Here is a 16,198-nt window from a genome sequence, read left to right as displayed (position 1 = left end):
AAGATTATGTCAGACATTGCATCAAGAGTAAAAGCGATTATCGTAGACAAATTAGGTGTTGATGAAAACGAAGTTGTAACTGAAGCTAGCTTCACAAACGATTTAGGAGCAGATTCATTAGACACTGTAGAATTAATTATGGAATTCGAAAAAGAATTCGATATTCAAATTCCAGACGATCAAGCAGAAAATATTGCAACCGTTGGTCAAGCTATCTCTTATATAGAAACAGCAAAATAATTCATTAGAATTTATGGAGTTACGGCGAGTTGTAGTTACTGGTTTAGGAGCACTGACACCTATAGGAAACACCAAAGATGAATTTTGGGAAGCACTTATAAGCGGAAAAAGTGGGGCTGCGCCTATAACGTATTTTGATACTGAAAAGTTCAAAACCAAATTCGCATGCGAATTAAAAAACTTTAATGTCACCGATTTTCTTGATAGGAAAGAAGCACGAAAAATGGACCGATTTGCGCAATATGCTATGGTAGCTTCTGATGAAGCTATTGTAGATTCGAAATTGGACCTGAACGTGATAAACAAATTAAGAGTCGGTGTAATTTGGGGAGCAGGAATAGGTGGTTTGGAAACCTTCCAAGACGAAGTTTTAAACTTTGCCGCTGGTGATGGTACACCACGATTTAACCCGTTCTTTATCCCGAAAATGATTGCAGATATTGCCCCAGGAAACATTTCCATTAAACATGGTTTTATGGGTCCTAATTACACAACGGTATCTGCCTGTGCCTCTTCAGCCAATGCCATGATTGATGCCTTAAACTATATACGTTTAGGATATTGCGATGTTATTGTAACTGGTGGAAGTGAAGCTGCAGTAACCATTGCAGGTATGGGTGGTTTTAACGCCATGCATGCCTTATCAACTAGAAATGAAAGCCCAACAACAGCTTCAAGACCTTTTGATGCAACCAGAGATGGTTTCGTTTTAGGTGAAGGTGCTGGCGCTATTATTTTAGAAGATTACGAACATGCTAAAGCACGTGGCGCTAAAATTTATGCGGAAGTTTTAGGAGGCGGAATGTCTTCAGATGCTTACCACATGACGGCACCACATCCTGAAGGTATTGGGGTTATTGCTGTAATGCGAAATTGTTTGGAAAATGCCGGTGTAAAACCTGAAGAAGTTGATCATATCAACACGCATGGAACGTCAACGCCTCTAGGAGATGTTGCCGAACTGAAAGCGATTTCTGTAGTGTTTGGCGCTCATGCAAAAAACATCAATATCAATTCAACAAAATCTATGACAGGTCACTTGTTAGGTGCTGCTGGAGCTATTGAATCCATTGCTTCTATTTTAGCTATGGAACATGGAATAGTACCACCAACTATTAACCATGAGGTTGTTGATGAAAATATTGATCCCGAATTAAATTTAACATTAAACAAAGCACAAAAACGCGATGTTAGGATTGCCATGAGTAATACGTTTGGTTTTGGTGGCCATAATGCATGCGTATTATTTAAGAAAATTGATTAAATAACGAATGAGAAACATTCGAAACATATTAAATTCCCGTTCTAAAAATGACGGGAATTTTTTTGTATCTATTCAAAATATTCTTGGGTTTAAACCTAAAAATATAGCGTATTTCAAAAAAGCATTTACCCACCGCTCCATGAATATCAAGGACGCGGAAGGTCATCCTATTAATTATGAGCGACTAGAGTTTCTAGGTGATGCCATGCTAGGATCTGTTATTGCCTCCCATTTATATACCGAAAGTCCTAGTGGTGATGAAGGCTACTTAACTAAAATGCGCTCTAAAATTGTGAGTCGGGAGCACTTAAATGAGCTGGGAAAAGATTTGCATTTAATAGATTTGGTTGAAAGTAAAATTCCAAAAGGTCATTTTGGAGATAATATTTACGGCAACTTATTTGAAGCTTTAGTAGGAGCTATATTCCTTGATCGCGGATATAAATACTGCGAGAAATTCATTTATAAAAAAGTGATTATTCCGTATGTGGATATTTCGCAATTGGAAGGCAAAGTAATTAGTTATAAAAGCTTACTGATAGAATGGTGCCAAAAAGAGAAGAAGATTTTTGATTACAACGTTTATGAAGACACTGGAAATGATGAAATTCGTCATTTTTCTGTAAAATTATCTATTGATAATAAAGTTGTTTCTAAAGCACGCGCCACTTCCAAAAAGAAAGCGGAAGAAAAAGCCTCTAAACGTGCCTTTTTTGTGTTCCAGAAAGAGATTTCTAAAGGCAACTCGAGCTTATAAATTCCAAGATCTTCCAAGATTATTTTCCTGTTAAGTTTAATGTAAACAGCCACTTTATGAAGTGATTTATGGCTATCTTTGTACTTCGTTTTGATGATTATGTCTGTGCAAAAACTTATTTTAAATGACTTTGGATGTGCCATTGATTATGCATTAATTGGTATTCATTGTAATTTAGAGAGTTATCGGTTAGCTTATTTCTTAAACAGAGAACTACAAATTCATTTATCAAGACAACCGGAGGATCTAGATTATGGAAATCATAAATTCTATGAAATTTTTGAGTGGGAAGACATTCATAATTTTTCAACCTGGCATTTTGTTTCCAATAGCTGTTCTGTAGAATTAGCATCCAACGAGAATGCTAATACACTCTTTAGTTCCCAAGAAACGGTAACAACCACTTTTTACTTAATTCCAGAGTATAAAAAAGTGAATTATTTTTTAAAGATAACTGATGATGCTATTAGCGATGAGCAGATTCAAGAGCTTCTTAAAAAAATTCAAAATATTCCAAACGTAATTGCTACATATAGCATAGATCCGATGGAATTAAAATCTAAAAACAACTTAATATTTTATTAATGGTAAAAAGAAAAAAAACCAAAATAGTAGCCACGTTAGGCCCTGCAACAAGTACCAAAGCCGTTTTAAAAGCTATGCTTGATGAAGGTGTGGATGTGTTTAGAATTAATTTTTCTCACGCTGATTATAAAGATGTTGAAGAACGTATTATCATGATTCGCGAACTAAATGCGGAATTTGGTTACAATGCGGCCATTTTAGGCGATTTGCAAGGGCCTAAATTGCGTGTTGGCACTATGAAGGGTGAAGTTATAGTAAACGAAGGTGATGAGATCATTTTTGCTACCGGCGAGCGCTTTGAAGGTACCAAAGAGCGCGTTTACATGACTTATGATAAGTTTCCACAAGATGCGAAACCTGGCGAACGTATTCTTTTAGATGACGGTAAATTAATTTTTGAAGTTATTTCAACCGATTTGAAATCGGAAGTTAAAGCACGTGTTATCCAGGGAGGGCCTTTACGTTCTAAAAAAGGTGTGAACCTACCAAATACCAATATTTCACAACCAGCCTTAACGGAAAAAGATATTGAAGATGCTATTTTCGCTATAAAAATGGAAGTGGATTGGATGGCTTTGTCTTTTGTACGTCATGCTGAAGACTTAATGCAACTAGAAGAACTAATAAGTAAACACAGTGCGCATAAAATTCCAATTATAGCCAAAATTGAAAAACCAGAAGCTGTTGAAAATATCGATAAAATTGTCGCTTATTGTGATGGTTTAATGGTGGCTCGTGGCGATTTAGGTGTTGAAATTCCTGCTGAAGAAGTACCGCTTATTCAAAAGCAATTGGTATTACGTGCTAAACAAGCGCGAATTCCTGTTATTATTGCTACTCAAATGATGGAAACAATGATTTCCAGTTTAACGCCAACTCGTGCGGAAGTAAATGACGTTGCCAACTCTGTAATGGATGGCGCCGATGCGGTGATGCTTTCAGGAGAAACATCTGTTGGTCAATATCCGGTTCAAGTTATTAGGCAAATGTCTAATATTATTAAAAGTGTTGAAGATTCAGCATTAATTAAAGTACCGCAAATGCCGCCGCATATTCGCACAAAGCGTTATATAACAAAATCTATTTGTTACCACGCCGCTAACATGGCTAATGAAATTGATGCCAAAGCTATTTCTACTTTAACGAATAGTGGTTATACAGCATTTCAAATTTCAGCTTGGCGACCAAAATCACATATTTTAGTATTTACATCCAACAAGCGTATTTTAACGCAGCTCAATTTACTTTGGGGCGTTAAAGCGTTCTTCTATGATAAGTTTGTAAGTACAGATGAAACCATAGAAGATGTTAACGCTATTGCCTGCCAAAAAGGATATTTGAAAGAAGGTGATATGCTAGTAAGTTTAGCCGCCATGCCTATTCAAGAAAAAGGAATGGTAAATACCTTACGTATTACAGAAATTACGCGGTGTAATTTTTTAGAATAATTTTTAAATCACACTATTAAAACCTCATCACTTATATAATTGATGAGGTTTTTTGTTTTATATCACTGATTTATTTTGGCTTTAGTTTCCAAAAATTCATTAATCTGCCATTGCCGCGCATTCTCTGATTTGGAAAGTTGTAAAGCTTTATTTGATAAACTATCAGCTATAGATTTATTGGTGTTTTCTAGTTCTATTTTGGCCAAGGCGTCATAAGCATAGAAATTTTCTGGATAGTCCGTTATAGTTTCGTTTAAGACGTTTATAGCTTCCGTTTTGGAATCTAGAGCCAATAAACGGCTTGCCCATTGCACATTAAAATAAGCAACTGAATTTGGATATAAACTTTTTAACTTGGTTTGTATTTTTTCTAGCTCCGTTGGATTCTCCTGAAGTTTATAAACCGTATTGGCTAAAACCCCATTTTGTAAACTAAAGGTCTGCCCAAAATGTTTTAAAACTTCATCGTAATGTGCAACTAATTCTTGTTCGGAACTAAAATAATCATCGCTAACTTTCCACGTTTTAAAAATACTGTTTAAAGCCCATTTATAGGTTGGTGCACCTACCGAATTATGATTTTCATTACTGAATTGTTTAAATTTGAAGTTGGAATTCGTTGGAATAAAAAAGAAAAATAAATATACTGAAATTCCAACCCCTAAAAAAACCAATAGCAATGGCAACCTCTTTTTTCGGGTGACTAAAACCCAAAGAAAAGCACCAAGTAGCGATAGAATGGCTATCCCGAAAATGACAACCTTATTCTTTAAAATATTATTGGTCACTTCACCTAAAAAACTGTCAATACCCATGCCTCTTTCATTAGCTAAAGACATATAAACGTCTGTAATATAATTAGGGTTGTTGGCTACCGTTTTCTCTGCTTTGGCATTTATAGCATTGTTTTCCCACCATAATGCAGGACTTATAGCTATATAATTATTAAAAAAATGTGGTTTATCAAGGACCGTATTCATTACAAATAATCCACCAAGGGAATGCCCAGCCAAAATATTATAATCGGCCGTTTTGTATTGAGTATTTACATAAGGCATAAGTTCTTTTGCAATAAAATTGGCAAATTCTTCAGCGTTTCCAGAATCTGCAATTCCAGCAATTTGGGGTTTACAATTTCTCTTATAGGTTTCACTTCCTTTTCCAGAAATACCTATTAATATCATTTCGGGAATATTTTCACTTATGGAGGCTTGAAGTTCTAGAATTCCAGATACATAATGAAAATTGTAATCGCCATCCATAATATATAAAACCGGATAAGTCTGATCACTTGCATAATATGATGCGGGCAAAAACACGGAGAATTGACGGCTTTCATGTAATATTTCAGATGATACGGAATCGCGTACAAATGAAAATTCATCAATCTGCGCATGAATACCGAGTGAAAAAAACAGGAAAAGAATATAAATTTGTTTCATAGTAATCCATTGAAAATTATGCATTTAAATTGCTAAAGGTAAGTATTAAAACGCAAATTGCAATTGCACACTAATCGCTTCTTTGTTAACTGGTTTTTTCTTGGTTTTTTCTGTGTTGAGGTTGGAAAGTGAAATACCTAAAAGTCGCACGGAATTCTGCAAACTATCTTGATACAATAAATCTTTAGCCGTTTCTAAAATCATAGAGGCTTCATTAACAAAATACGGCAAGGTTTTACTACGCGTTTGCAAAGTGAAATCGCTGTATTTTATTTTTAAGGTGATAGTTTTTCCGGCCACATCACTCTTTTTTAGGCGTTTTGAAACTTCATCGGCAATATGCTGTAATTTTTCGAGCATAAAAATTTCAGAAGACAAGTTCTCACTAAAAGTACGTTCAGCAGCAAGCGATTTCCGGATGCGGTTAGGCTTCACTTCACTGGTATGAATACCGCGAACCACATGAAAATAAAACCGACCCGATTTTCCAAAATGCGTATCCAAATACTCTATGGTTTTCAACTTTAAATCAGTGCCAGTGAAAATACCAAGCTGATACATTTTTTCGGCGGTAACCTTGCCAACGCCATAAAATTTTCGAATATCCAAGGCTTCTAAAAATGGTAAAACATCTTCCGGGTTTACCGTTTTTTGGCCATTCGGTTTGTTGTAATCACTGGCAACTTTGGCTATGAATTTATTGATAGAAATACCAGCAGAGGCGGTGATCCCAACTTCATTGAAAATGCGGGCGCGAATTTCCTGTGCAATTAAACTGGCACTTGGATTGCCTTTTTTATTTTCGCTAACGTCTAGATACGCTTCATCTAAAGATAAAGGTTCCACTAAATCCGTGTAATCATAAAAAATTTTGCGAACCTGTTGTGAAATGTCGCGATACCGATCAAAGCGGGTCGGTGCAAAAATCAATTCTGGACAAAGACGCTGGGCTAGTGCTCCACTCATAGCACTGCGAACGCCAAATTTTCGGGCCTCATAACTTGCAGCAGCTACAACACCACGCGGACCACCACCACCAACTGCTAACGGTTTGCCCTTCAATTCGGGATTATCCATTTGCTCAACAGATGCATAAAATGCATCCATATCCACATGAATAATTTTTCTAATGGGAAAAGTGTCTGGCATGATGTAAATTTATAATATCTTTAGCATATAAACAGGACATTATGGGTAAAACAGCTATCATTTTAGGAGCAACAGGATTAACAGGAGGATTGCTTTTGGAGCAACTTTTAGAAGACAGTAGATACGATAAAATTAAACTATTCTCACGATCGGCCTCTGGACTTCAGCATCCTAAAATTGAAGAATTTGTTGTGGATTTATTCGAATTAAAAAATCATAAATCCGATTTTACAGCAAATGTTGTTTTTTGTTGCATTGGAACTACGAAGGCTAAAACACCTAATCAAGAAGAATATTTGAAAATTGATTACGGTATTCCAGTAGCTGCGGCAGAACTTGCTAAAGAAAATAACATCCATACTTTTATTGCTATTTCGGCTTTGGGTGCTGATAAAAACAGTAAAATTTTCTATAATCGAACCAAAGGTAGAATGGAAGAGTCTGTTTTAGCAGAACAAATTACACATACCTATTTATTGCAACCGTCTTTAATTGGTGGTGAAAGAGAAGAAAAACGGGCAGGCGAGAAATTTGGAAAAGCCTTATTATCCTTTTTTGATCCTTTTTTAATGGGTTCATTGTCAAAATACAAGGCTATTAAGCCCGAAATTATTTCAAAATGCATGATTTTTCTGGACAACAATAGCTATCCATCTCCGCGTATTTTATCGGATGAAATTAAACAAATTGGAATTCAATAAATCGCTTATTAGCGCACATTTATATGCTTGAAATAGAACGCAAATTTTTAGTCAAATCGGAACAGTTTAAAACCGAAGCCATTCGAAAAATACGCATTAAGCAAGGTTTTCTAAATACTGATAAAGACCGAACGGTTCGCGTGCGAATTAAAGGTGAAATAGGATTTATTACGGTTAAAGGTGAATCTACAGCTGATGGTGTTTCACGTTTTGAATGGGAAAATGAAATTTCAAAAATGGATGCTGAAGCTTTATTAAAGTTGTGTGAAAAAGGTATTATTGATAAATTTAGATACGAAGTAGAAGTTGGGAACCATCTATTTGAAGTGGATGAATTTTTTGGTGATAATGCAGGTTTAATTGTGGCAGAAGTGGAATTAAAGCATCCAGATGAAGTCTTTGAAAAACCAAGCTGGTTAGGAGAACAAGTTACAGGCGATATTAAATACTACAATTCCCAATTGAGTAAAAAGCCTTTTTCTACTTGGTAAAAACTTTTAAAACTTCAGAAATATAATTAAATCTTATTCGGAAATCGTCATCCAACGTTTGGCTTCATTTCCAAACGTATCTACAACTGTAATTAAACGTTTGCCTTTTTTCGGGATAATTGCCAATTCATGGATATCCTGCGTACTTCCTAAAAACTGATCATCTAAATACCAAAACACCGTTGTTTCAGGTTTTGAATGTGCTATTTTTAAGATGAGCTCATTAACCTTTCCGTCAAAATCTTTAGGAAGAAAAATGGTGTTGTTATCATTAGGGTAAATAAATTGCATGGAAACAGCATTTTCTCCCAAACAGTCTGCTCTGTATGGTGGTATTGGTTTATAAAACGGATTTTTAGTTTTGTAATAATAGCCCATTAAAGGAGGTAACACAAACCAGGATTTCTGGGTTATATTGGAAATGGATTCGCAGGAAGAATTCACTTGAAACTGTTGGTCTTTATCTACATGAATTAAAATATGATAGGGACAAGGCTTGGTTTTTAATCCAGAAATTTGAATGAATTTTTGTTCTATTACATCACAATTTGGTGATGCGCGATGTCCACTTTTTTTGCAGATACTTACTTCCTGCATTTCATCAAAGGGTTTTGAAAACCACTCGGAATTAGGCAATAAATTAAAGACGTCAAATAAAATAGGCGCGGCAGTTTGCACACCTACCAAACCGGGTCTGCCTTCACCATCAGCATTACCAACCCAAACCCCCACAACAAAATCTTTGGTGGTTCCAATAGCCCAAGCATCACGAAAGCCGAAACTTGTGCCTGTTTTCCAAGCTATTTGTTTGGAGCCATCGTAAAACTCCCAGTTATCATCTCCTTCTGGACGGTTCACTTCTTTTAAACTTTGATAGGTTAAATAAATGGAAGCAGCATCAAAAAGCGTTTTATCAGCTGTTTTCTTTCCAAAATCTACGGATTCTGATTTTATAAAAGTGGGTTCGCAAAATTCATTGCTATAATATTCACTAGATGTTTCTGAAAAATGATTTAAGGTGGAAGATAGCCCAGCATAGCTTTTGCATAAATCCCATAAATTACTTTCAGCGCCGCCCAAAATCAGTGATAAGCCATAATAATTAGCTGATTGTGATACATCTTTAAGATGTAATTTCTTTAAGTACTGATAAAACCGATCAAGACCAAACTCCTGCAACATGCGTACAGACGGCACATTTAAAGAACGAGATAAAGCCTGACTTGCAGGCACGGCGCCATCGTAGGTTTTGTTATAGTTTTCAGGATTATAACTACCATACTGCGTTGGAACATCAGCCACCAAGGTATTCGGTAACAAATCTCCTGCATCCAACATAGCAGCGTACAAAAACGGTTTTAAAACACTACCTGGACTTCGGGCTTTATCAATAACATCAACATCTTTTTGATGTAATTTATCAGTTGGCGTATTGCCAACATAAGCCAAGACTTCACGCGTTTTTACATCTAAAACTAAAATGGCGGCATTATGAACATCATTTTGCTTTAGTTGGTAATAATGCGTTTTTACAACTTGGTTAACGCGTTCTTGTAAGTGATTATCTAGCGTAGTTTGTACCCGTTTTCCCGAATGGATTTTCGCCACCTTTTGCAATAAATGCGGTGCTATTTGTGGCAAAGCATAGGGTTTTTGAGGTAAACTTTCAGCAATAGAAAGCTGATAGGTAAGGGAATCAATATCTGTATTCTCTAATAATTTTTTGAGTAATCTATTCCGTTTTTTAAGTAATTGATCCTGATTTTTCCCTGGATAAATAAGACTCGGTGCATTTGGTAAAACAGCCAAAGTTGCACTTTCGGCCCATGATAATTGTGTGGCATCTCGATTAAAATAACGCCAAGATGCGGCATCTATTCCAACTACATTACCTCCAAAGGGTGCATTACTGCCATAATATGCGAGAATTTGTTCTTTACTTTCGCGAAGTTCTAATCGCGTGGCTAAAATAATTTCAATTACTTTTTCAAAATAGGTTCTATTTTGTCCTTTTCTGGATAAACGAATCACTTGCTGCGTTATGGTACTGCCACCACGCTTACTGTCTTTTGATGATAAATTATCACGAAAGGCTTTAAAAATAGAAACAGGATTAAAACCAGGATGTTTATAAAAATAAGCATCTTCAAATTCAATTATACAGGTTTTAAATTTGTCAGGAATGGTATCGTTTTGCGGAAAGCGCCACTGACCATCATTAGCAATTTGAGCTCCCAAAAGTCTATTTGTTCTACTCGTAATAACGGTTGCTGTAGGATCTTTAAACAACTGATTTGGCAAACAGAAATAGTAAGCAATTAGTAAGATTAATACAATTGCCGATTTTATTTTGTTTGCTAATATGTAGGTTTTGAATTTGTCCATGTTAAATCCCTGCGCAGGCAGGGATCTTTTTACTCAAACTAATAATTTTATTTATTAGAATTTATGTTCAATACATTATTAAGTATTTTTAGATTCCTGCTTTCGGAGGAATTTGTTACTTCTCAATAGTAATCCATTGCCCTTTATTGCGCACCAAATAATCATTATCATACATAGCTTCTGCTTGAATTCCTGGTAGATAGTAGGTTCCCAAAAATGAGGCATTTAGCATAATATTAAATGTTTTAGTTCCTTGTTTTCCTTTTTTCTGCAAATCAAAATAGAAATTAACTTCGTTATCACGAATGTCTGTATATCGTGCTTGACTTGTAGTCATTTCACCAAAATCAGTAAAACGAGTATTAATAATTTCCCATCCAGATGGAAATAATTGTGTTAATGCCACATCATTTACATCTGCATTTTTAAGATTAGTAACATTAATAGTTGCCACAAAATCTTGACCTTGTTTTAAGTTTGAAATATTAATAATATTCCCATTCAAGTCTTTATAACCAACGGAAACACTTAATCCACGCTGCTCAACAAGTTCTTGACCTAATGGTAATTTTCCGGAATTCAATACCCGAACATATACCAAATTGGCTTTTTTGTTAGTGAATACGAGCTGGTTTTCACCGTTTTTAATTTGTAAATCGCGTTGAGCAATAGCGCTTTTAGATGAAATGGTTTCTGATTTTCCATTCATAACATATTGCAAATCTAAATCTTTTCCACCATTGGCTTCCACCATTTTAGCCATTGCTAACAAACTGTAGGCCGTGGTTTGGGTACTCATCCAACGATTACTGGATAAATCTTTAGCTAAATCTTCGGCTAATTCACGTTGCTGCGAATTTTTAGTCAACACCATTGTTTCCAATGCCATGGCACGATTTCTATCCACTGAACCATAAGTGTAGTAGTTATATTTTGGTGCCTGGAAGTTAATATTTGCGGATTTAGAAATAGCTTTACTTGCCTCATTCTGTCCAGCTAAAGCATAAGCTGCAGCTAAACGCCATTTAGCTTCATTAGAAATTTCTGTAAACTCACGTAACCGGTTCATGGCAGCCAAATCCGCACTACCTGCCAATGCCAACGTATAAAGTCTGTAGGCTTGTGCTAAATCCGAATTATAAGTTCTATAGCTTGGGCGCCAGTCGCGGGCCGCTTGTTTTTGATATGAAATCCAGTTACTCTTAAATGTTAGTGGTAAAACATAGCCTTTCTTTTCAGCTTCTAACATAAAATGACCCGAATAACTTGTAGACCAATCATCGATTGAGTTTTCACCCATCCAATAACTCATACCGCCATTTGGCAATTGAAATTGCGCTAAACGTTTAATGCCACTTTTAATATTCTTCTGAATAGCTTGTTTTTTATCTAGAGTTAAATCGAAAATATCGTTTAAATATAACTGCGGAAACACGCCAGAAGTGGTTTGCTCCAAACAGCCATGTGGATATTGAATTAGAAATTGTAAACGGCGTGTGAAATCCATTGGAGGTAATGTTGAAAACTCTACCGTAGCCGAATTTGTGCCCAATTCTCCAAAAGTTGAGAAGGTTAAGCTTTCTTCCGCATTTGCCGCAACCGATTTATCAATAGATTTTGATGAAATCGGATTTGGATTTATAACATCTATTTCTACTTTATAAGTCGATTTTTCTCCATTTCCGCTGGCTATAACTTCAATGGTATTAAAACCTTTTGCTTGACTTACATCCAGTTCAAAATAAAGCATTTGCTCGTCTGGTTTTGCAAAACTTAAAGTTTGTGTTTTCTCACCAACTACAGAAATACCTTTGCTTAATTTCAGACTAATTTCAACATTTTTAACTTTACTTTCCATAGCAAAAACGGTAACTGGTAAGGTAACTTTTTCACCTGGACTTAATTTTCTTGGAAGTGATGCTAAAACCATCAATGGTTTTTTAACCTCAACCGATTTGTCCACGCTACCATAGGCTTCATTTTTTGCATTTCCCGCAACAACCATTGTGCGAACAGAACCAATATAATTAGGCAATTTTATAGTATGTGATTGGTTTTCGCCAGATTTCAATGTAAAAGGCCCTAAAAAGGTAACTACTGGTTTAAAGCGATTGGCTTTTTTATTTTTTCCAGCAGCGGCATTCCCATCACCACCAATAGCAAATACTTGATCAATACTTCCAGAATAGGCGCCAATAACATCATCAAAAACATCCCAAGTTTTAACGCCCAAAGCTTCACGCGCATAGAAATCATCCCAAGCATTTGGGGTTTTAAAGCGTGTTAAATCTAGCAAGCCTTCCTCAACCATAGCAATAGTGTAGGTCATGGACTTATTGTTTTTTTCCGAAACGGTAACTTTAAATTCCTGTTCTGGTCTTAAAACATCCGGCATCTTTATTTGCGGTTCCAATTGGGTATTTGGATCTTCAACCATAATTGGAATGACACCAAATAGTCGAATAGGTAAATCGTTTGCAGTAATCGCATGTGGTTGTAATAATGAAATATTAATAAACACATTCGGCGCCATTTCTGCTGTAACAGGAATTTTTACGGTAGTTTCGCCTTGATTTGTTTTTACCCATTTGGTTTCTAGAACTTCCGTGCCATTTTCTACGCTTACAAGCGCGCGACCTTCATTCCCAGAATTGAATTTAATAGTGGCTGTTTCACCAACATTATATGTTTCTTTATCTGCAGAAAACACGAGCATTTTAGCAGCTTCTTTGTCATCTGATGGTGATTTTGCCCACCAATTTCTATAAAAATAAGCGGTTCGTCCTGTAGCATGACCACTTTCTGGATCTACCACACGAATTAAATATCGGCCACCTTCTTCTTCGGGAATATTTAAATTGAAACTCCCTTTTCCTTGAGCGTTGGTATTTACTTTACTATCTAAATACGGTCTGTGGTAATTACTAGATACATAACTTGATAAATTATCACTAGAGGAATTCCACCACCAGCGCCATTCAATTTTATAAATTTTTACTTCTAAATTATTTCGTTGAATGGGTTTACCATCTTTATCAACTACCACCACATCAAAGGTTTGGTTTTCGTCTGTAAAAAAGGATCCATATGCTTTTCCTTCTGGTGAACGTAGTCCTACAAAAGATTCATAAGGAGCGTAAGGCATGGAGAAAGCGTCCATGGAAAAATCGCCTCCATTTTCAAAGGCACGAACCAAAAATTGCACATTCAACATGCCTGGCGCATTGGAACCCACTTTTAATTGGTTGTCAATTTTAGCACGACCATCCATGTCTACATTACCTTCAAATAGCGTAATTTCTTCGGTGTCAAATTCGCGTGTTGGATCTGTAAACGTATATTTTTTGTAGTTTTTAAAACTGGCATTAGAGCTACTTATTTTAGCTTTAATTTCGGCTTTTAAATTTTTTCCAGGTGCTCCATGTAACCATTTTACATCTAGTGTTCCAGCTAATGGTTCGTTGTTTGTTAGTATTTCGCTTTCAAAATCGACTTTTATTTTTAAGCGATTCGGTTTAACGGTTTCAATCTTTAAGGTTTTATAAAAAGTAGCGCCTCCAACAGATACTTTGGCACTGTAATTCCCCGTTTTATCTTCGGAATTGGTTGGAACCGTAAATTTGTAAAAATTATTTAATTGATCTGTTGTGATATTTTTATACGTAAGTTTCCCGTTTGGATCTGTAATTTCTAACTTAACAGGATGCCCTTTTGGAAGCTTATTGGCTTTGTCATTTAGCATAAAAGTTAAATGCAAGGTATCGCCAGGACGCCAAACACCGCGTTCGCCATATAAATACCCTTTTAAACCGCGCTGCATTTTATTCCCTGAAACATCAAACTTACTTAAGGATAAAGAATTGCCATCTGCAAGCTTAACATAAGTTGTATTGTTGCCTTTTTTAACAATGGCAAAAGCGGCATATTTGTCGGCATCAATAGTTAATAAACCTTCAGAATCTGTAGAAAGTGATACCAATTCGTGTCCCTGATAATTATAAAGTGTCACGGAAGCATTGGCTTCTGGATTGGTATTTAAAATGTTAGTGACTGCGAAATAATACGAATTATTTTCACCACGTTTTGCAATAACACCTAAATTGGAAGCCACTAAATTTTGAGATACAACGCGCTCTTCATTATAATAGGCTGCATGGCATGGGTTTTCTCGTTCGCGCCAATTGTATGGATAGTTTTTATAGCGGTAAACAACGTTATCCCAATAAGCTTCTTCGCGTAAATCATCATCTTCGGAGTATTCATCTTCAGAATAATTGCTGCCATAGTAATCATCTTCATAATAGTAATCTTCATAATCGTCGTCACTACCAGTAGAAGCGGTGTTGGCGCTACAATCATATAAGGAGTAATCTTGATTAAAGCTTAACTCTACACGGTAGATGGCGCCAGGATCGGCTGTGAAAAATTTGGATAAATCAATGCTATAGGCGCGCCATTTTCCGGTATTTTCAGCGCTTGTTTGAAGCTCCATAGTTTGTTTAGCAATTCGGCGACCAACTTTTTTAATGGATGATTCGTTATTGCTATTCCAGTCATTATCTTGTAAAAACTGGAGGATATTATCTTCATAAATTTTAATAATGCGGACATCAACTGCCTTTAAGTTTACGGCTTCAAAATTAAACTTGAGTTGCTGTGAATTTGGCAATATGCTACCATTACTAATTAAACGTACTTGTGGTTTCAGGTTTTCAAACGTTATTTTTTCTGAAAAGGCTTTCTTCAATTTAAAACCATCTGTATTTGAAATTCCCGGAAAAACATCCACCTGAATATCACCAACTAGTTTACTTTCAGGGTACACTTTTAAAACGTTGCCGTCTACAATAAATTTAGGATTGGTGGATTTTTCAATCGTTACTAAGCCATCAAAATTTTGTTGCTTTTTTAAAGGATCCGAAAAATTAATAGTTACATATTGTTCAGGCGTTTGTATGACTTCTACCTTGGTAATGGTGAAGTTATTTATACCGGGAATTTTCACGGTATTTTCACCTGTATTATCTGCTTTTATAGCTTTTCCATTCCATGTTACTAAAATTTCTGAATCATCAATTTTCCGATTAATACTATCTATTTTAAAATCGAAAACACTAGAACGTTCATTATATTCATTAAAAACGATAGATAGTTTTTTACCATTTTGGGTAGCTGATACTAATTGTTTGGCTTGTTGCACCGAAATAACATCGGATGCACGCAAAACCGCTTCAACATATTGCCATTCTTTACTGTAGGATTGCAAATTATTGGTAACAATGGAAAAATTTGGTGTGATAGTTTTAAACTGAAACGTAAAGTTTCCAAAGTCTTTAGGAAGATCTTTATAGATTTTGTCCAGTTTTACGGTTACGGTATATTCGGTAGAAGGCTCTAAAGGTTCATCAGGTTTAAAAAGAAGTGATTGTTTACTTACAATCATTAATTTGCCAGAAACATGTGGAGAAATACTCACAATATTATCTGTTAATTCTTGACCCATTTCCCAAGATTCAACAGGCTTGGCCAAATTAATCTGGATAGGATCTGAAATAGAACTTAAACCAGATGTGGTATAACTAATATATTCCCTAAATTTAAAAAGATTGTCTTTTTCTACAGCTTCTTTTTTACAAGAAGCGATAAAGGATAGAATGACAACATATGTGATGATTTTTTTAAAGGACATAACTGATGATTTTAAAGGCGTAAAACTAAATGAAAATTGGCGCTATT

Annotated in this window: 11 protein-coding genes; 7 read left to right on the top strand and 4 right to left on the bottom strand. The window is 35.6% G+C overall.

Going from position 1 to position 16,198, the window contains the following annotated elements:
• Positions 1-6 precede the first annotated feature (6 nt).
• The 5 genes from ES674_RS02345 (at position 7) to pyk (ending at position 4,294) form a co-directional block, all read left to right on the top strand.
• A complete protein-coding gene (locus ES674_RS02345; RefSeq protein WP_008637711.1) occupies positions 7-240 on the top strand; it encodes an acyl carrier protein in 234 nt (77 codons plus the stop codon).
• A 13-nt stretch (positions 241-253) separates the two neighbouring features.
• Positions 254-1,504: a beta-ketoacyl-ACP synthase II gene (fabF, locus tag ES674_RS02340; protein ID WP_148402378.1), complete on the top strand. Its 1,251-nt coding sequence runs from the start codon at positions 254-256 to the stop codon at positions 1,502-1,504.
• Positions 1,505-1,511: 7 nt separating this feature from the next.
• Entirely contained in the window at positions 1,512-2,261 is a 750-nt protein-coding gene (gene rnc, locus ES674_RS02335; RefSeq protein ID WP_148402377.1) for a ribonuclease III, read from the top strand.
• 99 nt (positions 2,262-2,360) lie between these two features.
• On the top strand, positions 2,361-2,846 hold the full coding sequence (locus ES674_RS02330; protein WP_148402376.1) for an IPExxxVDY family protein: 486 nt from the start codon (positions 2,361-2,363) through the stop codon (positions 2,844-2,846).
• Positions 2,846-4,294 (top strand): pyruvate kinase, encoded by a 1,449-nt coding sequence (gene pyk / locus ES674_RS02325; RefSeq protein ID WP_148402375.1) that lies wholly within the window; start codon positions 2,846-2,848, stop codon positions 4,292-4,294. The genes ES674_RS02330 and pyk overlap by 1 nt, the downstream gene beginning before the upstream one ends.
• 62 nt (positions 4,295-4,356) lie before the next feature.
• On the opposite strand, the gene ES674_RS02320 is transcribed toward pyk, so the two are convergent.
• Together ES674_RS02320 and dinB are read right to left on the bottom strand one after the other, a co-directional pair.
• The gene (locus ES674_RS02320; protein ID WP_170233947.1) at positions 4,357-5,736 is read right to left on the bottom strand and encodes an alpha/beta hydrolase; all 1,380 of its coding nucleotides are present in this window, start codon (positions 5,734-5,736) and stop codon (positions 4,357-4,359) included.
• A gap of 45 nt (positions 5,737-5,781) precedes the next feature.
• Positions 5,782-6,885 carry a DNA polymerase IV gene (dinB, locus tag ES674_RS02315; protein WP_148402373.1) on the bottom strand — a complete coding sequence of 368 codons (1,104 nt, stop codon included), beginning with the start codon at positions 6,883-6,885 and terminating at the stop codon, positions 5,782-5,784.
• 41 nt (positions 6,886-6,926) lie between these two features.
• On the opposite strand from dinB, the gene ES674_RS02310 reads away from it, so the two are divergent.
• The gene (locus ES674_RS02310) at positions 6,927-7,586 is read left to right on the top strand and encodes an NAD(P)H-binding protein (protein ID WP_148402372.1); all 660 of its coding nucleotides are present in this window, start codon (positions 6,927-6,929) and stop codon (positions 7,584-7,586) included.
• A gap of 23 nt (positions 7,587-7,609) precedes the next feature.
• The gene (locus tag ES674_RS02305; protein ID WP_148402371.1) at positions 7,610-8,077 is read left to right on the top strand and encodes a CYTH domain-containing protein; all 468 of its coding nucleotides are present in this window, start codon (positions 7,610-7,612) and stop codon (positions 8,075-8,077) included.
• Between the two features lie 33 nt (positions 8,078-8,110).
• Here the strand turns inward: ES674_RS02305 and pbpC are convergent, their stop codons facing one another.
• Both pbpC and ES674_RS02295 read right to left on the bottom strand, forming a co-directional pair.
• Positions 8,111-10,462: a penicillin-binding protein 1C gene (gene pbpC / locus ES674_RS02300; protein ID WP_148402370.1), complete on the bottom strand. Its 2,352-nt coding sequence runs from the start codon at positions 10,460-10,462 to the stop codon at positions 8,111-8,113.
• 115 nt (positions 10,463-10,577) lie between these two features.
• Positions 10,578-16,151 (bottom strand): alpha-2-macroglobulin family protein, encoded by a 5,574-nt coding sequence (locus ES674_RS02295; protein ID WP_148402369.1) that lies wholly within the window; start codon positions 16,149-16,151, stop codon positions 10,578-10,580.
• Positions 16,152-16,198 lie beyond the last annotated feature (47 nt).

The organism is Bizionia myxarmorum, assembly GCF_008086205.1.
Lineage (GTDB): Bacteria > Bacteroidota > Bacteroidia > Flavobacteriales > Flavobacteriaceae > Algorimicrobium > Algorimicrobium myxarmorum.
Note: the sequence above shows the minus strand (reverse complement) of the source record. Positions and strands in the feature narration are given on the sequence as shown.

Bases quoted from the DNA above. Each gene is read 5' to 3' on its own strand.
- ES674_RS02345 (WP_008637711.1), top strand. From the start codon at position 7: ATGTCAGACATTGCATCAAGAGTAAAAGCGATTATCGTAGACAAATTA.
- fabF (WP_148402378.1), top strand. From the start codon at position 254: ATGGAGTTACGGCGAGTTGTAGTTACTGGTTTAGGAGCACTGACACCT.
- rnc (WP_148402377.1), top strand. From the start codon at position 1,512: ATGAGAAACATTCGAAACATATTAAATTCCCGTTCTAAAAATGACGGG.
- ES674_RS02330 (WP_148402376.1), top strand. From the start codon at position 2,361: ATGTCTGTGCAAAAACTTATTTTAAATGACTTTGGATGTGCCATTGAT.
- pyk (WP_148402375.1), top strand. From the start codon at position 2,846: ATGGTAAAAAGAAAAAAAACCAAAATAGTAGCCACGTTAGGCCCTGCA.
- ES674_RS02320 (WP_170233947.1), bottom strand. From the start codon at position 5,736: ATGAAACAAATTTATATTCTTTTCCTGTTTTTTTCACTCGGTATTCAT.
- dinB (WP_148402373.1), bottom strand. From the start codon at position 6,885: ATGCCAGACACTTTTCCCATTAGAAAAATTATTCATGTGGATATGGAT.
- ES674_RS02310 (WP_148402372.1), top strand. From the start codon at position 6,927: ATGGGTAAAACAGCTATCATTTTAGGAGCAACAGGATTAACAGGAGGA.
- ES674_RS02305 (WP_148402371.1), top strand. From the start codon at position 7,610: ATGCTTGAAATAGAACGCAAATTTTTAGTCAAATCGGAACAGTTTAAA.
- pbpC (WP_148402370.1), bottom strand. From the start codon at position 10,462: ATGGACAAATTCAAAACCTACATATTAGCAAACAAAATAAAATCGGCA.
- ES674_RS02295 (WP_148402369.1), bottom strand. From the start codon at position 16,151: ATGTCCTTTAAAAAAATCATCACATATGTTGTCATTCTATCCTTTATC.